This is a genomic window from Nocardioides sp. (genome assembly GCF_030150155.1).
Taxonomy (GTDB): Bacteria; Actinomycetota; Actinomycetes; order Propionibacteriales; family Nocardioidaceae; genus Nocardioides.
The window spans coordinates 91,415-112,723 of record NZ_JASLGR010000061.1 but is presented as its reverse complement, the minus strand read 5'-3'; the positions used below and the strand labels follow the sequence as shown (position 1 = coordinate 112,723).

The following is a 21,309-nucleotide window of genomic DNA, read 5'->3' as shown; positions in this document are numbered from 1 at the left end:
GGCGGCCATCCCGCCCGGTTTCGCCAGCAGTTACCGGGCCGGGCGCCTGCGCACGAGGTCGTCGTCGTCGAGATGTGGCTGCGGTCACAAAAAAACGGCAGAGCCCCTTGCGTTCCCTGTAGTGATCACTCTACTGTCTCCGTAGTGGCCGTTACAGAGACCCGGGTCACATCTTCCGGCACTCGCCGGCGTCTCTGTGTTCCCTACTTCACGCACTTCCGAAGGACTGACGCCTGATGACCGTCTTGGACGAGCTCCGTCGCCTCGAACCCGACCTCCGGGTCGAGGAGGACCTGTCGGCCGAGCAGCGCTCGCTGACCGACAAGGCCTACAAGTACATGCAGGAATCCGGCCTCATGCGCGGTCTGCTGCCCAAGCGCTGGGGTGGCCTGGAGCTCAGCCTGCGCGAGCACCTGGCCAGCGTCTACGAGCTGGGCCGGATCGCCCCGTCGGCCGGCTGGGTCTCCGGCGTGGTCGGCTCGCACCCGTGGCAGCTCTCGCTCTTCCCTGAGGAGACGCAGGCCGAGATCTGGGCCGACAACCCGGACTGGAACGCCTCCTCCTCCTACGCCCCGACCGGCAAGATCGAGCCCGTCGAGGGTGGCTACCAGGTCTCGGGCCGCTGGTCGTTCTCCTCGGGCTGCGACCACGCCCAGGGCGTGATCCTCGGCGGCTTCGCCGGCAAGGTCGAGGTCGCCCCCGGCGTCGAGGTGCCCAACTACGGCTCCGCGCTGCTCTACCGCGACCAGTACGTCATCGAGGACACCTGGAACGTCCGCGGCTCGCGCGGCACCGGCTCGAAGGACATCGTCGTCGAGGGCGCGTTCATCCCCGAGCGCCGCTTCCTGTCCAGCCCGTTGTACGAGTACAACCCCGAGCGCCCCGCGCCCGGCCTGGCCGAGAACACCGGCGCCCTCTACAAGCTGCCGTGGGCCGTGATGTTCAACCTCGTCCTGGTCGCCCCGATGCTCGGCCTGAGCCGTCGCTTCCTCGACGAGTGGACCGCCGACTGCGCCGTGCGCAAGGCCAACTGGGGCGGCTCGTACGCCGACGACGCCCTGATGCAGATGCACCTGGCCGAGGCCGAGTGGACCCATGAGGCCGCCGTTCTCAAGATGTACGACGCCATCGACACGATCACCCAGGCCGCTGAGGACGGCGTCTTCCTGGACCGCAAGGAGCGGGCCCGGATGCGCTGGAACATCACCAAGGGCTGCCAGAACGTCGGCTTCGCGATCAACGAGCTGATGCGGGTCTCCTCGGGCCGCACCGTCTTCGTCGACCACCCGCTCCACCGCCTCTACCAGGACGTCATCGCCGAGCTCGGGCACGCGTTCCTCGTCTCCGACGCCGTCGGCCAGTACTACGGCGCTTCCCTTCTCAACTCTTCTGCACCGGAGGTCATGCTGTGATCACCCAACTCGCCTACCTGGGCATCGGTTCCCCGAAGTCCGAGGAGTGGCGCGACTACGCCACCCGCCTGCTCGGCGCCTCGATCGCCGAGGACGGCCCCGACGGCGCGGTTCGGATCAAGGTCGACGACATGGGCTACCGGATCGCGATCCACCCTGCCGAGACCGACGAGCTGCGCTACGTCGGCTGGGCCTGCCACAACGAGACCGAGCTGCGTTCGTACGTCGCCGACCTGCGGGGCAAGGGGATCGAGCTCACCGAGGGCACCGAGGAGGAGCTCAAGGAGCGCCGCGTCGCCGAGCTGTACTGGTTCAACGACCCGTTCGGCAACCGCCACGAGTTGATCTGGGGCCAGTACTCCAACCCGAACTCGTTCTTCCCGGGTCGTGAGATGCGCGGCCGCTTCGTCACCGGCGACCTCGGTCTGGGCCACGTCGTCCTGATCGTCCCGAACCTGGAGCAGGCCGACGACTTCTTCGCCAAGACGCTGGGCTTCCGGCTCTCGGACAAGGTCAAGAGCGACATCTTCAACCTGCGTTTCTACCACTGCAACGGCCGCCACCACTCGCTCGCCGTCGCGGAGATCCCGGGCATGACCGGGATCAACCACCTGATGCTCGAGCTGGAGAACTTCGACGACGTCGGCTCCGGGATCGACCTGTTCACCGAGGACCCCGAGCGCGAGATCCTGCTCTCCCTGGGCCGTCACTCCAACGACCTGATGACCTCGATCTACGTGCAGACTCCCTCCAGCCTGCAGATCGAGTACGGCCACGGCGGCATCGCCGTCGACGACCTGACCTGGGTCGCCGGCTACCACGACGTCCCGTCGATCTGGGGCCACCACCGTTCCCAGGCCTACATCGACGGCCCTCCCGGAATCTTCCGGATGCTCGAAGGAGACGCCCAGTGACCGCCACCGCCATCGCGCCGCTGGCCGAGGTCACCACCCGTGACGTCGAGATCGGCAACGGCCAGCACCTGCGGGTGAACTTCGCCGGCGACCCGTCGAAGAAGGCCCTGCTGATGCTGCACGGCTCCGGCCCCGGTGTCACCGCGTCCTCGAACTGGAAGGCGGTGATGGAGACCCTCGGTGACGAGTTCTACTGCATCGCTCCCGACGTGCTGGGCTTCGGCGACTCGTCGTACCCCGACCCGCAGCCCCAGGGCTTCAAGAACCAGGCCGAGGTCCGGATCGACGCGCTCTTCGCGCTGCTCGACACCCTCGGCGTGGAGAAGGTCACCCTCGTCGGCAACTCGATGGGCGGGATGTACTCCCTGCGGATGACGCAGCTGCGCCCGAACCTGGTCGAGGGCCTGGTGCTGATGGGCTCGGGCGGCATGCCCGACCTCCCGCTCGGCGAGGCCATGATCAAGCTGGTCACCTACTTCGACAACCCCACCGTCGAGGCGATGGCCGAGCTCCTGATCGAGTTCGTCTACGACAAGGCCACCTTCGGTGACAAGGTCGACGACGTCGCCGCCGAGCGGATGGACATCGTCCGCCGCCCGCACATCGAAGCCGGGCACCGCGCCATGTTCCAGCCCGAGTTCCTCACCTACACGCCCGAGGAACTGGGCAAGATGGACGTCCCGGCGCTGGTCATCCACGGTCGCAACGACATCGTCGTGCCGATCGAGTCGAGCTACTACCTGTCCGAGCACCTGCCGCAGGCCGACCTCTACGTGATGAACAAGTGCGGTCACTGGACCCAGATCGAGCAGGCCGAGCGGTTCTCCGCGATCCTGCGTGACTTTGCGAACGGGAGGCTCTGATGAGCACCACAGTGACGGGCCGCAGCGGCCTGGTCGAGAAGGTCCGCGCCGCCGGCGCGACCCTGGCCGCCGCCGACGCCGAGAGCTGCGCCCAGGGCCGGCTGACCGACGAGGCGCTCGCCGCGCTGGAGTCGACCGGCATCTTCCGGGCCCTCCAGCCCGCCCGCTGGGGCGGCGGGGAGGTCGGCCTGGACGAGTACGCCGAGGCCATCATCGAGATCGGCCGCCACTCCGCGTCGGCCGGCTGGGTCGCCTCCGTCGTCGGGGTCCACCCCTGGCAGATCGCGCTCTTCGACGAGCAGGCCCAGGAGGAGATCTGGGGTGCCGACCCGGCACGCCGCGTCGCGTCGTCGTACACGCCGACCGGCACGATCGAGAAGGTCGAGGGCGGCTTCCAGGTCTCCGGACGCTGGTCGTTCTCCTCGGGCTCCGGCGTCGCCGACGGCGTGATCCTGGGCGGCATCGCCGGGACGCGTGAGATCAACGGCACCGAGTACCCCGACTTCGTCTCGGTCATCCTCGACGCCGACCAGTACCGCATCGAGCAGGCCTGGAACGTGGCCGGCCTCGGCGGCACCGGCTCCAACGACATCGTGGTCGAGGGCACCTTCGTCCCCGAGCACCGTGCCCAGTCGCACCTCTTCTACACCCACGGTCTGGGCACGCCGCTGCCCGGCCAGGCCAAGAACGACGGCGCGCTCTACCGCACCCCGTGGGCGGTCGTGTTCAACCTGATCATCGCCGCCGGTGCCGTCGGCGCCGCGCTCGGCTTCTACGACCAGTGGGTCGCCGAGACCCGGACGCGTCGGACCAACTACGGCGTCATGCTCCGTGAGGAGCACCTGGTCCAGAACCACCTCGCCGAGGCGGCCTGGAAGATCGACGCCGCGATCCTCAAGATCAAGCGCACCGGCGCCGAGCTGATGGAGTACGCCGAGCGTGGCGAGCTGCCCACGCCCGAGCAGCGTGCGTTCTGGCGCTGGGACGTGGCCAAGGCCGCGAACGTCGCCGTCGACGCGGTGCAGTCGCTGATGCGGGTCTCCTCGGGTCGCTCGGCCTTCATCGACCACCCGCTGCAGTCGAAGTTCCAGGACGTGATGGCCGCCAGCAGCCACGCGTTCCTCTTCGACGACGTGCTCGCCAAGGCGTGGGGTGGCCGTCACCTCGGTGCCGAGAAGCTCGAGGCGGTGCACCTGTGAGCGCTTCCGCCACGACCTCCCCGATCACGTCGACCGACGTCACGGTCACCACGGGCGACGGCGACCTGACCTTCCGGCTGCACGAGACCGGCGCCCGGAGTCAGGAGGCGATCCTCTTCCTGCACGGCTCCGGCCCCGGTGCCACCGGCCTGTCGAACTGGTCGCGGATCATCGAGGACCTCGGTGACCGGTACTGGTGCCTGGCACCCGACCAGATCGGGTTCGGGGACTCCACCCACCCGCTCGACCCGCCCCGGGGGATGGGTCCGAACAACGAGCTCCGCGCCGAGGCGCTGCTCGCGCTGGTCGACGTACTCGGCCTGACCAAGGTCCACCTGGTGGGCAACTCGATGGGTGGTCAGCTCGCGCTCCTGATGACGCTGGCCCGCCCCGAGCTGGTCGGCAAGATCCTGCTGATGGGCTCGGGCGGTGCGCCGAACATGCCGGTCAGCCCCGGCCTGTCGCACCTGCGTGAGTTCTACGCCGACCCGAGCGCGGAGTCGCTGGAGGGGCTGCTCTCGGCCTTCGTCTACGACATCGAGCCGCTCCAGGGCACCGTCGACCGGGTGGTCGCCGAGCGGATGTCCTACGTCACCCGTGAGGACGTCCGACGCTCCCACGAGGCGTCGTTCGACCCGAATGGCACGCGTCGCTTCTTCTCTCCCGAGGAGCTGGCCACACTGCCCCACGAGGTGCTGTGCGTGCACGGCCGCGACGACCAGATCATCCCCGTCGAGGCCAGCAAGTACTTCGCCTCGCACCTGCCCAACGCCAACCTCTACGTGCTCGGTCAGTGTGGTCACTGGACCCAGATCGAGCACCCGGAGACCTTCGAGACGCTCCTGCTGGGGCTGCTCGATGGCCACCTCTAAGGAGCCACATGCGCATCGCCAACCTCGACGGCCGTGCCGTCCTCGTCCTCGACGACGAGAAGGGCGCGGACATCGCCACCGCCTCGGCGGGGACGTTCGGACCCGACCTGCAGGGCATCTACGACCGCTGGGACGAGTTCGTCGCCTGGGCCGGCAGCGCCGATGCGGCGTCGCTGACCGCTGACGTCACCATCGACCGCGACCAGCTCGGCTCGCCGTCGCCGAAGCCGTCCCAGATCGTCGCGATCGGCCTGAACTACGTCGAGCACGCCGAGGAGACCGGTCTGGCGATCCCGACCGACCTGCCGCCGGTGTTCACCAAGTTCTCCTCCTCGCTCACCGGTCCGACCGGCGAGATCGACCTGCCGCCCGGTGGCAACACCGACTGGGAGGTCGAGGTGGTCGCGGTGATCTCCAAGCCGGCCCACAAGATCTCCGCCGAGGACGCCTGGGACTACGTCGCGGGTCTCTCCGTCGGCCAGGACATCTCCGAGCGGGCGCTGCAGTTCCGGGTCGCCCCGCCGCAGTTCGGGTTCGCGAAGTCCTACCCGAAGTTCGCCCCGATCGGCCCGTGGCTGGTCACCCTGGACGAGCTCGAGGCGAACGGCTTCGACAAGGACAACCTCGCTCTGGGCTGCTCCATCGACGGCGAGACCGTCCAGGACGGCCACACCTCCAAGCTGATCTTCTCGATCCCCGCCACGATCGCGAAGCTGGCCGAGGTCATCACGCTCCAGCCCGGAGACGTCATCTTCACCGGTACGCCGGACGGTGTCGGCTTCGGCATGGAGCCGCCGCGCTACCTCAAGTCCGGGGAGACCCTCCGGACCTGGGTCGAGGGTCTGGGCGAGTTGGAGCACACCTTCCGCTGATCCCCTCACTCTCTGACAGCCCGTCGTGCCTCTGTGGCGCGGCGGGCTGTCGTCATTGAGCCGGGTGCGGGGCGCGGTCGCGGAAAAGAAAGATCCCCCAAGTGCGCTTCATTGAGAGGCGTGGGGGATGTAGTGGGGACAACCAATCACGCCCTTTGTCAGGCAGACGGTCACCTCGTCCAGTGCAACGGCAGGGTCTCCAGGGTGGAGAGGGCGGCGAGGAAGTCGAGCATCTCCTCAAGCCGGTCACCGTGGCCGGCGTACGTCAGTGCCTGGGTCTGCTTGGCGCGCAACGCCGCGGCTGACATCGGGTTGGCTGGGTGCCCCTGGGCGTGTCGGACGGTGCGCTCGAACCGGTCGGTGGCGGTGTGGATCACGGCGCGGCCGGCGTAGCGGTCGGCGTCGGTGGTCTCCAGGTCGCCGATGATCGAGACCTGGGCCATCAGGGCACGGATGGGGTCTGAGGCGAGCGCTTCGGTCGAGAGCTGGGCCGGACCCAGGGTGCGGTCGTGTGCTGCGGCGGCAACCACCCACGGCAGGCAGTAGCGCGCCTGAAAGCCGTCGCCGGGGAAGGGCTCGGACATCACGGTGGGGACCACCGGGTCGACGTGCAGCTCGATCGCGGTGATCTGATCGGGGTGCAGGTCATGCTCGGTGACCAGGGCGATCACGGCATCGAGGCCGGCGTGGCAGGTGCCGCAGCAGGCGTACGGCTTCTGGGCCAGACCCCAGGCGGTCTCCAGGCCGTGGACCCCGCTGGCCAGGAACGTCCCGACGACGGAGGCGGCCTCGGAGCCGGCCACCTCGGCCGAGAGCACGGCGGCCAGGCCGAATCGGCCCGAGAGCCAGGTGCTCGACGAGGTGGCTCCGGCCTGGGCCATCAGGGCCGCCTCCACCCCGGCGCGTGCTGCCTGCCCGGCGTGCAGGGCCTTGGTCGACGTGCCGAAGTTGGCGCGCAGTCCCGCCGCCGCCGACGCGGCGATGCCGAGGGCATGTCCCGCCTGTGCGGCGTCCAGGTGCAGGGCTCGCGCGGCGGCCGCGGCGGCCCCGACCGCGCCGACGGTCGAGGTGGCGTGCCAGCCGTGGTGGTAGTGCTGGTGGGAGGTGACCAGCCCGATCGCGTACGTCACCTGGTAGCCCACCAGATAGGCGTCGAGCAGATCGGCTCCCGAGCCGGTGCCCGCCAGCAACGACCAGGCTGCCGGGAGCAGCACCGACGAACCGTGGCCGTGCAGCGGATGCATGTAGTCGTCCCAGTCCAGGGCGTGACAGGCCACGCCACCCAGATACGCCAGCGCTCCCGGCGAGGACGGTACGACGGCGGCGCGAGCGATCTCGGTCTGCGGCTCCCACAGGCCACCGATCCCGCCGGCGAGGGTGTCGGCAAGCGCACGGCGGCCCGCCTCCAGGGTGGCCTCGGACCAGGTCGGCGGCGCTGCGATCAGCGCGGCCAGGGCGGCCTCGGCACTGACCTCGGTGTGGGTCATGCCGGCACCTCCGGCGCCCCGATGCCGACCCGGACCGGGGCCTCGGCAACCCCGCGGACGCCGAGGCCCCGCACCCGATAGAGCCCGCCGCCGGGGGCCTCTTCGACCTCGGGGCGGTGGGCCTCCATCCCGGGCAGCATCGGCAGTCGGGCGGGGTCGATCGAGGTGACGTAGAGGTCGGTCAGATCGGACCCGCCGAAGGCGAGCGAGGAGATCTGGTCGGTCGGCATCTCGATGCGGCGGTCCTCGGTCCCGTCCGGGCGCAGTCGCACGATGAAGGGGGAGTGGTGCAGCACGACCCAGAGGTGGTCCTCGGCGTCGACCGTGGCACCGTCGGGGAAGCCGGGCTCAGTCGCGGAGGAGAAGAACGCCGTCCGGTCATGCAGGGCGCCGCCGGTGTCGGCGTACCGCCAGATCGTGTCGACGAGGCTGTCGGCGACGTAGAAGACCGAACCGTCGCGGCTCCACGCGGGGCCGTTGCCGAGGGTGAAGCCGGAGGCCAGGGTGGTGGGCTCGCCCGGAGCGTTCCAGCGCACCACTGATCCGATCGGGTCCCGGAAGCCTGCGTCACCGCCGACGGCGACCAGGCGCCCCGCCCGGTCGACCTTGCCCTCGGAGAACCGGGCCCCGGCGGGCAGCTCGAGCTCGGTCAGCGCGCTGAACTCGCCGCTGCTCGGGTCGAGGAGCCGTACGCCGCGGTCCACCACGACCACGATCCGGCCATCGGCAGCGGGCATCACGGCCGCCGGTGACTCCGGCACCTGCCACGAGGTCACCTGGTCCTGGGCGTCGAGCCGGTGTACCTCCTGCCCGAGCAGGTCGATGAACCACAACGCCTGCCGGCGTACGTCCCAGCACGGTCCTTCTCCGACGATGGTGGCGATGCCGGGGATCTGGTCGATGGTGAGGCTCATCTGCTCGCTTTCGGGCGTGAACGGGTGGGGGGAGTGGATGACGAAGGCCCCGTGTCCTGACGGAGCACGGGGCCTTCGAAGGGGGAGGACGGTCAGGCGCTCTTGGCGCGTTGACGCACCACGGTGGCCAGGGCGACGGCGAAGACCAGGCCGCCGCCGTAGAAGACGTCCTGGATCCAGCCGGTCAGACCGGCCAGCTGCAGACCGAAGATGCCGGTCTCCAGGAAGTAGATGCCGATGATCGTGCCGATCGCGTTGAACTGGCCCGGCTGGACGACGGCGGTGCTGAGGAAGACCGCGGCCAGCGTCGGCAGCAGGTACGTCGCTGCGCTGGTCGGGTCGAAGCCGCCGACCGAGGAGATCAGCACGATGCCGGCCAGACCGGCGAGGAAGCCGGCCACGATGTAGGAGCCGGCCCGGATCCGGTTGACCTTGATCCCGGCCAGGCGGGCGACCTCGCGGTTGGCGCCGACGAACATCAGGTGGCGACCCAGGGGGGTGCACGAGCAGATGTAGGCGAAGGCGCCGACCAGGAGCAGGCCGTACCAGAAGCTGACCGGCAGGCCCGCGATCCGGTAGACGGTCAGGTTGCGGAAGGTGTCGTTCGGGATGATCGAGGCCGCACCGGTGCCGACCAGGTACTTCGCGAAGCCGATGAACAGGGTTCCGCTACCGAGGGTCACCACCAGGGACGGGACGTTGAGCTTGATGATGAAGAAGGCGTTGACCGCCCCACACGCGGTGGTGGCGGCGACGGCGATCAGGCAGGCGAGCCAGATGTTGACCCCGTGCTGGCCGTTGAGCACCGGGACGATCGTGGCGCCCAGACCCATCACCGAGGCCACCGAGAGGTCGAACTCGCCGACGATCAGGGTGGTCAGCGTGGCCATCGCCAGGAAGACGAGCAGCTGCTGGGAGCCGAAGATCGACTGGATCGTGGTGGTCTGCCCGAAGGTGTCGGGCATGGCGATCAGGTAGACCACCGCCATCACGGCCCAGACCAGGACCAGGGCGTACTTGCTGGGCAGTGACCGGGCCCAGGCCCAGCGGTCGACGGGCGCGGGCTCCTCGAGATCGGTCGCGCTCGGGTGGAAGACCTCGTTGGTCGCCAGCGCAGCGTCGGCGGCCGGGGTGGCGTACTGGTGCTCGGGGCCGTCGGCGTGCGAGCCCTCGGAGAGGAGGCCCGTGTCGTGGGTGTGATCGGAGTTCATGGTCCTGCCTTTCAGGAGGCGGAGGGGGAAGAGGCCGAGGCCGCGGCGTAGACGGCGTCGAGGATGACGTCGGGGTCGTCGGAGCGGATCTCGCGGAGCCGGTCGGGTCCCTCGTAGACGAGGACGCGGTCGCAGGCGGCGGCGAGATCGGCGGACTCGACGCTGACCAGCAGCACCGAGACGCCCGAGGCGGCCGCGCGGTGCACGGCGTTGAGGATGTCGGAGCGGGCGCCGACGTCGACCGCCTGCGTCGGCTCGTGCATGATCATCAGCGTCGGTCCGACCGACATCCACTTGGCCAGCAGCACCTTCTGCTGGTTGCCGCCCGACAGCTCCGAGATCAGGCGGCTCGGGGCGTTGGGGCGGATCCCGAGGGTGCGGATCGCCTCCGAGGTCTGCTTGTCCTGCCACTCCTTGCCGACCCAGAACCGCTTGCCGTGCGTGCGCAGGGTCGGGAGGCTGATGTTGTCGCGGACGCTGAGGCTCATCGCCAGCCCGTCACGGTCGCGGCGCTCGGGGATGAGCACCACCCCGGCGCGGATCGCTGCGTCGACGGTGGCCTTGGCCAGGTCCACGACCTGGGCGCCGATCGTCAGCCGACCCGCGGACGCGGGGGTGGCGCCGGCGATCAGGTACGGCAGCGACTCGAAGCCGCTGCCCGGCATCCCGGTCAGGCCGACCACCTCGCCGGCTCCGATCCGGAGGTCGAGGCCGTCGGCCCCGGGGCCGCGCAGTCCGGTGATGCTCACCTGGGCGGCGTACGTCGCCTCCGCGCTCGGCCGGGCCTCGATGCTGTCCACCTCCTTGCCCAGCATGATCCGGGCGATGGACTGCTCCGACTGCTCGGCGGTCGGGAGCCCGGCGCCGACGACGTGGCCGTCGCGCAGCACCGTGACGTTGTCGGTGTGGTGCAGCACCTCATCGAGGCTGTGGCTGACCAGCAGCATTGCCGTGCCGGTGGACCGGATCCGCTTGAGCATGGCGTGGAACTGGGCCAGCTCCTCGCGGCCCAGGGAGCGGGTCGACTCGTCGAGGATGACGAGGCCCTCGCCGGGGACGAGGTCGCGCATCGCGCGGGCGATCGCGACGCCGGCGCGGTGCGAGGCGCTCAGCTCGCCGACCAGGGTGGTGGGGGAGATGTCGAGCTGCAGGTCGCCGAGGACCCGGGCCGCGACCCGGCGCTGGGCGCGCCAGTCGACGCGGCGCAGGTAGCGGGTCCGCTCGAAGCCTCCGACGCCGATGTTCTCGGCGACGCTGAGGTGGTCGAGCAGGCCGAAGTCCTGGTGGACGACCGCCACGCCCGCGGCGTGGGCGTCGTCCCAGGCGACGGGCAGGCGCAGGTCCTGGCCGTCGATGGTGATCGTGCCGCCCGCGTCAGGGGCGTGGTAGCCGGTGAGGATCTTGACCAGCGTGGACTTGCCGGAGCCGTTCTGGCCCAGCAGGGCGTGAAGCTCTCCCGGCCGCACCACGAGGTTCGCGTCGGTCAGGACGCGGGTGGGTCCGAAGGTCTTGCTGATGTTCGCGACCTGGAGTCGCGGGGCGGCCGGGAGTGCCATTTACTTGACTCCCCAGGCGGTGAGGAAGTCCTGCTTCCAGGCGTCGCCGCCGTACCAGACGGAGCTGTTGTAGTTGGCGTCGCTGATGTCGAGGTCGCCGACGTTGGCCTTGGTGAAGACCCGGACCGGGCCGTCGACCTCGGGCACGACCTCGACGCCGGAGAGCAGACGGACAGCGCCGTCGGCCATCGCCCAGCCCTGCTCGATGGCACCCTGGCCGATGTTGTACGCGATCTGGCCGGCCTTGACGGCCTGGAGACCGGCGGGGCTGCCGGACGCGGTGACGACCTTGACCTTGTCCGTGAAGCCGGCGCTCTGGAGGCCGGGGAGGGCGGCCTGGAAGAACGAGTCCTGCGGGAGGATCAGGTAGTTCGTCTTCGGGTTGGCCGAGAGCTTCGCGCTGACCAGGGAGCCGAGGTTCGAGGCGTCGGCGGTGGTGGTCTCGACGGTCGTGACCTTGCACGAGGGGCAGTACTGCTTGAGCTCGTCGGCGGCAGCCTGGGTGTTGCCCTTGGTGGTGCTGGAGTCGGTCAGGCCGACCTGGATCACATTGGCGGAGCCGTTGCTGTCGGCGATGACGGCGTCGGCCATCAGCTGGTAGGCGATGTGGGTGAGGGCCGAGGGGTCGAAGAAGCCGAGGGTCTTGCTCGACTGCACACCCTTCGGCTGGGCGACGCCGGCGGCCAGGGTCGGGATGCCCTGGGAGGCGAGGCTCTGGAACGCCGAGGGAACCGCCTCGTAGTCCACGAAGCCGGTGATGACGGCGTCGGCCTTCTGGTTCGCGGCCGACTCCATGCAGCTGGCGACCGTGGTCGGGGTGAACTTGCCGTCACACATGTGGACGCTGGCGCCAAGCGCCTTGAAGGCCTCGGTGATGCCCTGGCCCATCGCCTGGAGCACCGGAACCGAGGTGCCGATCGGGACGTACCAGACGGTCTTGCCCTGGAGGTTGGGGACGCTGGAGATCGCGGGCACCGTGCCGTAGTGCTCGCGGGGAGCGGCGTACTTCTCGATCTGCTCCTTGGCGTGGGTGACGCCGGCGCTGCTGCTCGCGCTGGTGCTGGCACCGTCCGAGGCGGGAGTGCTGGTGGCGTCAGACGAGCTGCCGCAGGCGGACAGCGTGAGGGCGCCGATCACGGAGACCGCGATGGGGGCGAACCTCAGGGGACTCGTGCGAAGCGAAGTGAACATGTTCTGTTTCCTCTGGCCTTGAAGCTCTGGCGAGCAGATGAGGTGTTGACAGGGGGTGCTGATCTCCCGAACGATCCGTATCGGTCACTACAGTGCCTGGAACAGTCACTACAGAGACAGGTGTGACCGTAGCCACAATGTGGCCGCGGTCACAAGCGTTGGAGTCGAAAAGTTTTTGTGACTCGAAGTTGCGGAACAATGACAAGGGACTGTCAAAGAGAGGGGACCAGGTGACTCGGAAGACACCGCGCCGCCATCAACAAGGCGACGAGTCGCGCGACCGCATCCTGCAGGCGACGTTGGAGCTCGCCTCAGAGCGTGGGTACGACGGCACGTCCATCGCCCTGGTGACGGAGCGCACCGGCCTGCCGGCCAGCTCGATCTACTGGCACTTCCGCAACAAGGACGAGCTCCTGGCGGCCACGGTGGAGTACAGCTACGTCACCTGGCGCAAGGGTGCGCCGACCTGGGAGACCCGGGTCGAGTTCGGCGACACCACTGCCGAGATCCACGACCGGCTGCACCGCGCCGCGCGGGCGCTGCTGGAGTCGCCGGCCTTCTGGCGACTCGGGCTGATGCTCGGGTTGGAGCGCCGCCCGGTGGAGCCCTCGGCGCGGGGTCGCTACCTCGACGTCAGGCTCGACACCGAGCGTGCGATCGCGCACTGGTGGTCGCAGGTCCTGGCCTCGATCATCGAGTCCGGTGCCGCTCCGCAGCCGCCGGGCGATGCGGACGTCGAGGAGTTCGCCGGGCGTCTGGCGCGCTTCCACCTGGCCCTGATGGACGGCCTGTTCGTGGGCCTGATCGCCAACGACGACTGGGATCTCAACACCATGATCGACCTGGTGTCGGACGGACTCTCCGCGCAAGCGGTGCGGTGGCTGAAGGAGGCGGCATGAGCGGCGCGCGCAGCGCAGCCCCGGGGGTCGAGCACGAGGCCTCGCGGATCCGGATCCTGCGGGCCGCCGCCGAGGTGGCGGCCGAGGCCGGCTACGAGGGGGCGTCGATCTCGAAGATCACCAAGCGCTCCGGGCTGCCGGCGAGCTCGGTCTACTGGTTCTTCAAGGACAAGGAACAGCTGATGGCCGAGGTCATCCGGCACAGCTTCGCGGAGTGGAACGAGACCCAGCCGCGCTGGGAGCACGCCGAGTGGGACTCGCGGCCGATCGGCGAGGTCGCCCGGTCGATCCTGGCGCGCTCGATCCGCAGCCTCGCCGACGGCCCTGCCTTCCTTCGGATCGGGCACATGCTGCTGCTCCAGGGTCGCGACGTCGAGCCCGAGGCGCGGCAGTGGTTCCTCGCGGTCCGTGCCGAGACCGAGCGGGAGATCACCTCCTGGGTCGAGTCCTACCTCGGGCCCGAGGTGGTGGCAGGCGATCCCGGGCTCGCCCGGTCGCTGGCGCGGATCGTGCTGGCGGCCACCGATGGGGCGTTCCTGGCCGGTCAGGCAGGGATGCCGTACGAGCCCGATCACTTCGCCGAGCTGATCGCCTCGACCGTCGAGTCGGCCATTGCGCGCCACAGCTGACGTGCGCTGCTGACGCCGGGCACGTCTGTGCCCGGCGTCACAACTTTCTCTCCGCGGCTCTTGCTGAGGCGGGTCTGTCCATGCCAATCTCTGTAGTGATCGTTACGGAGAAAGTGTGGAGAAGATGTCTGTTGAAGCCCATGTCGAGGCTGTCCCGGTGATCGACCCGGGTCATTTCCGCCAGGTTCTCGGTCAGTTCCCGACCGGCGTCGTGGTCGTCACCGCCCGCGACGAAGCCGGCGAGGCGATCGGCATGACCGTCGGATCCTTCACCTCGGTCTCCCTCGATCCGCCGCTCGTCGCGTTCCTGCCCGACCAGGGCTCGAGCTCGTGGAAGGCGCTGCGTGAGTCGGGCACCCGGTTCTGCGTCAACGTCCTCGACGCCGACCAGGAGGACGTCTGCCGCAAGGTCGCGATGCGCAAGATCGACAAGTTCTCCGACATCGCCTGGAGCACCTCGCCCGCGGGCAACCCGGTGATCGCCGGCGCCGTCGCCTGGATCGACTGCGACACCGAGGCGATCCACGAGGCCGGTGACCACCACATCGTGATCGGCCGGGTGCAGTCCCTGGAGCTCGGCGAGGGTGCCTCGCCGCTGCTCTTCTTCCGGGGCGGCTACGGCTCCTTCACGCCGCACTCGCTGGCCGCCCGCGACGCCGACCTGCTCGACCAGCTCCGCCTGGTCGACCTCGCCCGGCCCTGGATGGAGCGCCTCGCCGCGGACAAGAGCACCGAGGTCACCGCGATCGCCCTGGTCCGGGGCGAGCTGGTGCTGGCCGCCTCCGCCGGGCATGCCGAGATCGCGATGGACCCGACCCGCGTCGGCCAGCGGATCCCTTTCGCTGCGCCCCTGGGCAGCTGCTTCGCGGCCTTCAGCGAGGACGACGTACGGCGGCAGTGGCTGGCGACCATCTCCGACCACCTCACCCCGGAGCAGTCCGAGCGGCTGGTCGGCGTGCCCGACCTGGTCCGGCAGCGCGGCTACGCGATCGCGCTGGGGCACTCGGAGTCCTCCAGCCTGGAGCGCACCTCCACCCTGCTGCACGCCGGCGAGGCCTCGCCCGAGGCGCTGCGCGAGGCGATCGTCAGGGTGGCCGACGGCTACAACCGTGACCAGGTCGACGAGACCGTCGAGCTGCGCTCGCTGTCGGCGCCGGTCTTCGACGCGGCCGGCAACGTCGCCTTCACCCTCACCGTCTGGGGGCCGCCCGGCTCCGTCCCGGCCGCCACCGTCAGCGAGTACGCCGATGCGCTGCTGGCTGCGACCGCTGCGGCCACCTCAGCGATCGGCGGCGTCGCCCCGCTCGGCTGAGGCTCCGACCCAGGTCGCCTCGTCGGCCGGCGCCTCCTGGGTGGGCGCCGGTGCGGCGAAGACGGCCTCGCTGGCAGGGGTGAGGGTGGCGCGGGCCCGGCCGAAGCAGAGCACGCACAGCAGGGCCGAGACGACCATGCAGATCCCCATCGGGACCGCGGTCTCCTCGCCGGCGACGCCGGTCAGGGCGGAGAAGGCGCCGCCGACCAGGAACTGCGAGGCCCCGACCAGGGCGGAGCCCGCGCCGCTGTGCAGGCGGGCCTGGTTCATCGCCAGGGTGACCACGTTGCCGATGATGAAGCCGACCGCCGTGACGGTCACCAGCAACGGTGCCAGCAACAGCGCCGGCCACGGGGAGAGCGTGCAGGCCAGCACGCCGACGGTGCCGCCCAGCAGCCAGGGCAGGGCGAGCCTGACCGTCGTCGCAGGGTGGATCTGGCGGTGCGCCCGCCGGGTCGAGCGCGCTCCGGCGATCAGCAGGGCCACGGAGTTCACCCCGAAGCCGACGCCGAACGCCCACCCGGGCAGGTCGATCACCTTCTGGTAGACGAAGGACGAGCTCGAGATGTACGACATCAGCGCACCGAAGCAGAACCCGACGGTCAGGGCGTACGAGCGGTACGTCGGCTGGGCGATCATCGTGCCGAGCGGCCTGAACGAGAGCGCTGGGGCACGCCGGTCCGCCGGCAGCGACTCGCGCACCACGAGCAGCACGCAGACCGTCTGGATCACCATCACGGCACCGATCACGCCGAGGACTCCGCGCCACGGGACGTGCCCGGCGAGCAGGCCGCCCAGCACCGGTGCCGCGATCGGGGCGAAGGAGTTGATCGTCATCATCAGGCTCATCGCCTGGGCGGCACGGAACCCGCGGGCCAGGTCCGAGATCACCGCGCGCCCGATCACCAGCGTCGCCGACGCGGCCAGCGCCTGCACGAAGCGGGCCCCGATCAGGAGCTCGACGGACGGGGCCATCGCGCTGATCAGCGAGGCCACGGTGGCCACCACGGTGCCGACGAACATCGGGCGCCAGCGCCCGTACCGGTCCGAGAGTGGGCCCCAGAAGAGCTGGCCCAGGCCGATGCCGAGCAGGAACGCGGTCAGGGTGAGCTGCACGTGCTGGGCGTCGGTGTGCAGACCGCTGGTCATCTCCGGGAAGGAGGCCAGGTACAGGTCGGTCGAGACCGGCGGGGTGGCTGAGAGCAGCGCCAGGACGCAGATCAGCTTGAGGGGAAGGCCCGGCGCCTCAGGGGTGCCGGATGCTGCGGTGGAGCTCACCCATCGACGTTAGCGAGGTCGGCTGTGCCGCCGCCGACGGTGCTCACGGAGTGGTCGTGAGGCTGCTCACGGCCGGGATCCGCAGTCCTCCGGGTTGAGCCGGCGGTTGATCTTGTCGGTGATCCGGTGCAGGGCGTCGACCTCGTCGGGGGACAGGGCGTCGAAGACCAGCTCGCGCACCCGGGTGACGTGACCCGGCGCTGCGGTGGCGAGGTGGGCGAAGCCGGCATCGGTGAGGATCGCCTGCGTGTAGCGGCCGTCGGTGGGGTCGGGGCGGCGCGTGACGAAGCCGCGCTTCTCCAGCCGGGAGACCATGTGCGAGAGCCGGGAGAGCTCGGCGTTGGCGAACAGGGCGAGCTGGCTCATCCGCATGCTGCGCTCCGGTGCGTCCGACAGTCCGGCGAGCACGTAGTACTCCGTGAACGAGAGCCCCGCGTCGCTCTGGAGCTGCTCGCCGAGGGCGGCGGGGAGCATCGAGAGCATGTAGGTCAGCGACATCCAGGACTCGAGCTCGGCGGGCGAGAGCCAGCGGGGGGTGTCATTCACGCGGCCTACTGTAAAGGTCGCCGGTTCGGTGTGATGTACGTCTCTTTGAACGTTCCTAGCGGTGGAGAACAATCTCGCCATCAAGACATCCCTTCCACGTTCGTTGCAGGACTGGCAGGCTCACCCCTCAATGTCATGGGACCGGCCCGTTGGGCCGGTCCCTACGAGCACGTTGGCACACGTCAGTACAAGTGAGGAGCAAGGATGCGCATCGGAGTCACGCGCGAACGCACCGGGGAGACCCGGGTGGCCGCCACACCGACGACCGTCAGGCAATTGATCGGTCTGGGGTACGAGGTGGTGGTCGAGTCCGGCGCGGGTGATCTCTCGTCGTTCTCCGATGCTGCGTACGCCGAGGCCGGTGCCCTGATCGGTGCCGCTGGCGATGCCTGGGGTGCTGATGTGGTGCTGCGGGTCAACGCCCCCGAGATCACCGACGTTCCTCGGCTGCGGTCGGGTGCGGTGCTGGCCTCTCTGATCTCCCCGGCGCTCAGCCCCGAGCTGCTCGAGGCGCTGCGCGCCCAGGGCGTGACGGCGCTGGCGATGGACGCGGTGCCGCGGATCAGCCGTGCGCAGTCGATGGACGTGCTGTCCTCGATGGCCAACATCGCCGGCTACCGTGCCGTGGTCGAGGCCGCTCACGTGTTCGGGCGCTTCTTCACCGGTCAGGTCACCGCCGCGGGCAAGGTTCCCCCGGCCAAGGTGCTGGTCGCCGGTGCGGGTGTGGCGGGTCTGGCCGCGATCGGGGCGGCGTCGTCGCTGGGTGCGATCGTGCGCGCCACCGACCCGCGTCCCGAGGTGGCCGACCAGGTCAAGTCCCTCGGCGGGGAGTACCTGCCGGTCGTGGTGGCCGGCGAGTCGGCGGAGAAGTCGAGCGACGGCTACGCCAAGGCCACGTCGGAGGCCTATGACGCTGCCGCGGCGAAGCTGTACTCCGACCAGGCCGCCGACGTGGACATCATCGTCACTACCGCGCTGATCCCGGGCCGCCCCGCGCCCCGCCTGATCACCGCTGCCGACGTGGCCTCGATGAAGCCGGGCTCGGTGATCGTGGACATGGCTGCCGCGATGGGCGGCAACGTCGAGGGCTCGGTCCGCGACCAGGTCGTCACCACCCCCAACGGCGTCACGATCATCGGCTACACCGACCTTGCGGGTCGGCTGCCGGCCCAGGCGTCGCAGCTCTACGGCACCAACCTGGTCAACCTGCTCAAGCTCGTGACGCCGGCCAAGGACGGCGTACTGGCGTTGGACTTCGACGACGTCGTCCAGCGTGGCCTGACGGTGACGCACAACGACGGCTCGGCCACTGAGATCCTGTGGCCCCCGCCACCGGTGCAGGTCTCGGCCGCTCCGGCCGCAGCCCCGGCTGCCGCCGTGGTGGAGAAGCCGGCCCCGACGACGATGGCGCCGAGCACGAAGCTCGGCCTGGTCGTCGCGGGCCTGGTGATCTTCTTCCTGGTCAACGCCACCGCTCCCGACCCGATCCCGCAGCACTTCACTGTGCTCACGCTGGCGATCGTCGTCGGCTTCTACGTGATCGGCCACGTCGCGCACGCGCTGCACACCCCGCTGATGAGCGTCACGAACGCGATCTCGGGCGTGATCGTGGTCGGAGCGCTGCTGCAGGTCGGCTCCTCGGACCACCTCGAGCAGATCCTGGCCGCCGTGGCGATCCTGCTCGCCTCGATCAACGTCTTCGGTGGCTTCGCCGTCACCCGTCGCATGCTCGCGATGTTCAGCAAGGGGAACTGACCCATGACCGCCTCCTCCATCGCGACCGCCGGCTACCTGATCGCGGCGCTGTTGTTCATCCTGTCCCTGGCAGGCCTGTCCAAGCACGAGACCTCCAAGCGCGGGCTGTCGGCCGGAATCGCCGGTATGGCGGTGGCCGTGATCGCGACCGTCATCCTCGTGATCGACACCACCAGCGACGACACCCTCAGCTCGGGCGGTTCGCTGTCGGTGGTCCTGCTGATCGTGGCGATGGCCATCGGTGCCGCGGTCGGCCTGTGGCGGGCCCGGATCGTGCAGATGACCGGGATGCCTGAGCTGATCGCCCTGCTGCACTCGTTCGTCGGTCTCGCGGCCGTGCTGATCGGGTGGGTGGGACACCTGGAAGGCCGCCACATCGGCGGTGTGGGCGACTACGGCCTGCAGTCGCTGTGGAACATCCGCTCGGCCGAGGTCGCCATCGGCATCTTCATCGGTGCGGTCACCTTCACCGGCTCGATCGTGGCCAACCTCAAGCTCTCGGCCCGGATGAAGTCCTCGCCGCTGATGCTGCCGGGCAAGAACCTGATCAACCTGGGCTCCCTGGCCGTCTTCGCCGTCCTGACCGTGGTCTACGTCGTCGTCGCCCGTGACGGTGGCAGCCCCGCCTCCTCCACGATCGTCCTGATCCTGCTGACCCTGGTCGCCCTGGCCCTGGGCTGGCACCTGGTCGCCTCCATCGGCGGCGGCGACATGCCGGTCGTGGTGTCGATGCTGAACTCGTACTCCGGCTGGGCCGCGGCCGCCTCGGGCTTCCTGCTCAACAACGACCTGCTGATCGTCACCGGCGCGCTGGTCGGCTCCTCGGGTGCCTACCTGTCCTACATCATGTGCCAGGCGATGAACCGGTCGTTCATCTCCGTCATTGCCGGTGGCTTCGGTATCGAGGCTCCCGCTTCGGCCGACGACGCCGACTACGGCGAGCACCGCGAGATCGACGCCGCAGGTGCGGCCGAGATGCTGGCCGGCGCCTCGTCGGTCGTGATCACGCCGGGCTACGGCATGGCGGTGGCGCAGGCGCAGTACGACGTCGCCAACCTGACCCGCAAGCTGCGCGATGCGGGAGTGGACGTGAAGTTCGGCATCCACCCGGTCGCGGGTCGTCTGCCGGGCCACATGAACGTGCTCCTGGCCGAGGCGAAGGTGCCCTACGACATCGTCCTGGAGATGGACGAGATCAACGACGACCTGGCCGAGACCGACGTCGTGCTGGTGATCGGCGCCAACGACACCGTCAACCCGGCCGCGGCCGAGGACCCGTCCTCGCCGATCGCGGGGATGCCGGTGCTGCGGGTCTGGGAGGCGAAGAACGTGATCGTCTTCAAGCGCTCGATGGCCTCGGGCTACGCCGGGGTGCAGAACCCGCTCTTCTTCCGCGACAACACCCAGATGCTGTTCGGGGACGCCAAGGACAAGGTCGGCGACATCCTGGCCGCCCTGCCGGTCCGCGCCTAGCCGAGATCCGGGTTCACCACCGCCGAGATCCGGCTTAGCCACCAACGAGATCCGGGTTGCGCACAGCAAGCTGTGCGCAACCCGGATCTCGTGCGTGAGGAACCCGGATCTCGCGCGTGGCGAACCCGGATCTCGGCGGTTACCAGTCCTGCCAGGGGACGATCGTCTTCAACGGCGTGCGGAGCAGGGTCTCGGCCCGAACGGCCGGCTCGGAGGTGGCCAGAGCCGCGGTGCGCTCCTCGATCCGGGCGGTCGTGGCCTGCGGGTCGCCATCGAGGTACAGCAGCCGCAGCCGCAGCGAGCCCGGGGCGTCGTCGTCTCCGGTCGCCAGCGGCAGGTCGCTGTGCCGCTGGTGGAAGGCGAACGAGAACGTCCAGGCCCCGGCCACCCCGTCGAGGTCGAGCAGCGCAGGGATCTCGACCCGATCCGACCAGGCGTAGTGCTCGTGGGTGTCGGAACCGACCGGGTCGTCGTACCGGACGAGACTCAGGTGTAGGCCCTGGTTCGGGCGGTACGGCAGCACGTCGGCGCTGACCAGGGCGCTCGGCGCGGCGTAGCCCTTGACCGGCCTGAAGAAGCCGAGCATCGTCCGCTCGACGCCCGGGATCAACGGCCCGCGACCCCACTGGAACGAGTCGGTGCCGAGCTGGGTCCACTCCCGCAGCGCCTCGTCGATCGGGTCGCGGAACCAGTACATCGCGACGTAGTCGGTGCCGCGGTGCGCCTCGGAGGCGTCGGTCTGGTCGCGGTACGCCGCCGGCAGCGCCCACCGGTCACCCCAGGCCACGCCGGGCAGGGCGAGGTTCTCGGGACGGTGATCGAGCTGGTGCCACTCGTTGTAGGCGCGATGCTCCTCGGGCCCTGCGTCGTGCAGGGTCACGAAGGAGAAGAAGACGAGGGGGGAGTCCACGGGCATTCCTTTCGAG

19 protein-coding genes are annotated in these 21,309 nt (G+C 69.6%); 11 read left to right on the top strand and 8 right to left on the bottom strand.

The features are described from left to right. Window positions 1-236 precede the first annotated feature (236 nt). Genes Q1V88_RS19225 through Q1V88_RS19200 form a run of 6 tightly spaced genes read left to right on the top strand, consistent with a single transcriptional unit; the run spans window position 237 to window position 6,132 of the window. Entirely contained in the window at window positions 237-1,412 is a 1,176-nt protein-coding gene (locus Q1V88_RS19225; protein ID WP_300683556.1) for an acyl-CoA dehydrogenase family protein, read from the top strand. Further along, complete coding sequence (locus Q1V88_RS19220) at window positions 1,409-2,326, top strand: VOC family protein (protein ID WP_300683554.1); 918 nt, start codon at window positions 1,409-1,411, stop codon at window positions 2,324-2,326. The genes Q1V88_RS19225 and Q1V88_RS19220 overlap by 4 nt, the downstream gene beginning before the upstream one ends. Beyond that, window positions 2,323-3,189 (top strand): alpha/beta hydrolase, encoded by an 867-nt coding sequence (locus tag Q1V88_RS19215; RefSeq protein ID WP_300683553.1) that lies wholly within the window; start codon window positions 2,323-2,325, stop codon window positions 3,187-3,189. Before Q1V88_RS19220 ends, Q1V88_RS19215 begins: the two co-directional genes overlap by 4 nt. After that, the gene (locus Q1V88_RS19210; protein ID WP_300683550.1) at window positions 3,189-4,388 is read left to right on the top strand and encodes an acyl-CoA dehydrogenase; all 1,200 of its coding nucleotides are present in this window, start codon (window positions 3,189-3,191) and stop codon (window positions 4,386-4,388) included. Before Q1V88_RS19215 ends, Q1V88_RS19210 begins: the two co-directional genes overlap by 1 nt. Continuing rightward, window positions 4,385-5,260 (top strand): alpha/beta hydrolase, encoded by an 876-nt coding sequence (locus Q1V88_RS19205; RefSeq protein ID WP_300683548.1) that lies wholly within the window; start codon window positions 4,385-4,387, stop codon window positions 5,258-5,260. Before Q1V88_RS19210 ends, Q1V88_RS19205 begins: the two co-directional genes overlap by 4 nt. An 8-nt stretch (window positions 5,261-5,268) precedes the next feature. Continuing rightward, window positions 5,269-6,132 (top strand): fumarylacetoacetate hydrolase family protein, encoded by an 864-nt coding sequence (locus Q1V88_RS19200; protein WP_300683546.1) that lies wholly within the window; start codon window positions 5,269-5,271, stop codon window positions 6,130-6,132. A gap of 170 nt (window positions 6,133-6,302) precedes the next feature. Here the strand turns inward: Q1V88_RS19200 and Q1V88_RS19195 are convergent, their stop codons facing one another. The 5 genes from Q1V88_RS19195 to Q1V88_RS19175 form a co-directional block, all read right to left on the bottom strand. Next, window positions 6,303-7,619 (bottom strand): MmgE/PrpD family protein, encoded by a 1,317-nt coding sequence (locus Q1V88_RS19195; protein WP_300683543.1) that lies wholly within the window; start codon window positions 7,617-7,619, stop codon window positions 6,303-6,305. Then, window positions 7,616-8,533 (bottom strand): SMP-30/gluconolactonase/LRE family protein, encoded by a 918-nt coding sequence (locus Q1V88_RS19190; RefSeq protein ID WP_300683540.1) that lies wholly within the window; start codon window positions 8,531-8,533, stop codon window positions 7,616-7,618. Before Q1V88_RS19190 ends, Q1V88_RS19195 begins: the two co-directional genes overlap by 4 nt. A 92-nt stretch (window positions 8,534-8,625) precedes the next feature. Then, entirely contained in the window at window positions 8,626-9,744 is a 1,119-nt protein-coding gene (locus Q1V88_RS19185) for an ABC transporter permease (RefSeq protein WP_300683537.1), read from the bottom strand. An 11-nt stretch (window positions 9,745-9,755) separates the two neighbouring features. Beyond that, window positions 9,756-11,300 carry a sugar ABC transporter ATP-binding protein gene (locus tag Q1V88_RS19180; protein WP_300683534.1) on the bottom strand — a complete coding sequence of 515 codons (1,545 nt, stop codon included), beginning with the start codon at window positions 11,298-11,300 and terminating at the stop codon, window positions 9,756-9,758. Then, entirely contained in the window at window positions 11,301-12,491 is a 1,191-nt protein-coding gene (locus tag Q1V88_RS19175) for a sugar ABC transporter substrate-binding protein (protein WP_300683531.1), read from the bottom strand. A gap of 230 nt (window positions 12,492-12,721) precedes the next feature. Here Q1V88_RS19175 and Q1V88_RS19170 point away from each other — a divergent pair, with 230 nt between their 5' ends. The 3 genes from Q1V88_RS19170 to Q1V88_RS19160 all read left to right on the top strand — a co-directional run bounded on the left by Q1V88_RS19170 (window position 12,722) and on the right by Q1V88_RS19160 (window position 15,331). Then, the gene (locus Q1V88_RS19170; protein WP_300683529.1) at window positions 12,722-13,390 is read left to right on the top strand and encodes a TetR/AcrR family transcriptional regulator; all 669 of its coding nucleotides are present in this window, start codon (window positions 12,722-12,724) and stop codon (window positions 13,388-13,390) included. After that, entirely contained in the window at window positions 13,387-14,019 is a 633-nt protein-coding gene (locus Q1V88_RS19165; RefSeq protein WP_300683527.1) for a TetR/AcrR family transcriptional regulator, read from the top strand. Before Q1V88_RS19170 ends, Q1V88_RS19165 begins: the two co-directional genes overlap by 4 nt. A 124-nt stretch (window positions 14,020-14,143) precedes the next feature. Next, complete coding sequence (locus tag Q1V88_RS19160) at window positions 14,144-15,331, top strand: flavin reductase (protein WP_300683525.1); 1,188 nt, start codon at window positions 14,144-14,146, stop codon at window positions 15,329-15,331. On the opposite strand, the gene Q1V88_RS19155 is transcribed toward Q1V88_RS19160, so the two are convergent. Together Q1V88_RS19155 and Q1V88_RS19150 are read right to left on the bottom strand one after the other, a co-directional pair. Beyond that, a complete protein-coding gene (locus Q1V88_RS19155; protein ID WP_300683523.1) occupies window positions 15,299-16,609 on the bottom strand; it encodes a multidrug effflux MFS transporter in 1,311 nt (436 codons plus the stop codon). The genes Q1V88_RS19160 and Q1V88_RS19155 overlap by 33 nt on opposite strands. Before the next feature lie 66 nt (window positions 16,610-16,675). Continuing rightward, window positions 16,676-17,155: a MarR family transcriptional regulator gene (locus tag Q1V88_RS19150; RefSeq protein WP_300683520.1), complete on the bottom strand. Its 480-nt coding sequence runs from the start codon at window positions 17,153-17,155 to the stop codon at window positions 16,676-16,678. 204 nt (window positions 17,156-17,359) lie between these two features. Here Q1V88_RS19150 and Q1V88_RS19145 point away from each other — a divergent pair, with 204 nt between their 5' ends. Both Q1V88_RS19145 and pntB read left to right on the top strand, forming a co-directional pair. After that, window positions 17,360-18,910: a Re/Si-specific NAD(P)(+) transhydrogenase subunit alpha gene (locus Q1V88_RS19145; protein WP_300683519.1), complete on the top strand. Its 1,551-nt coding sequence runs from the start codon at window positions 17,360-17,362 to the stop codon at window positions 18,908-18,910. A gap of 3 nt (window positions 18,911-18,913) precedes the next feature. After that, the gene (gene pntB / locus Q1V88_RS19140; RefSeq protein ID WP_300683517.1) at window positions 18,914-20,383 is read left to right on the top strand and encodes a Re/Si-specific NAD(P)(+) transhydrogenase subunit beta; all 1,470 of its coding nucleotides are present in this window, start codon (window positions 18,914-18,916) and stop codon (window positions 20,381-20,383) included. A 139-nt stretch (window positions 20,384-20,522) separates the two neighbouring features. Here the strand turns inward: pntB and Q1V88_RS19135 are convergent, their stop codons facing one another. Continuing rightward, entirely contained in the window at window positions 20,523-21,293 is a 771-nt protein-coding gene (locus tag Q1V88_RS19135; RefSeq protein WP_300683515.1) for a hypothetical protein, read from the bottom strand. Window positions 21,294-21,309 lie beyond the last annotated feature (16 nt).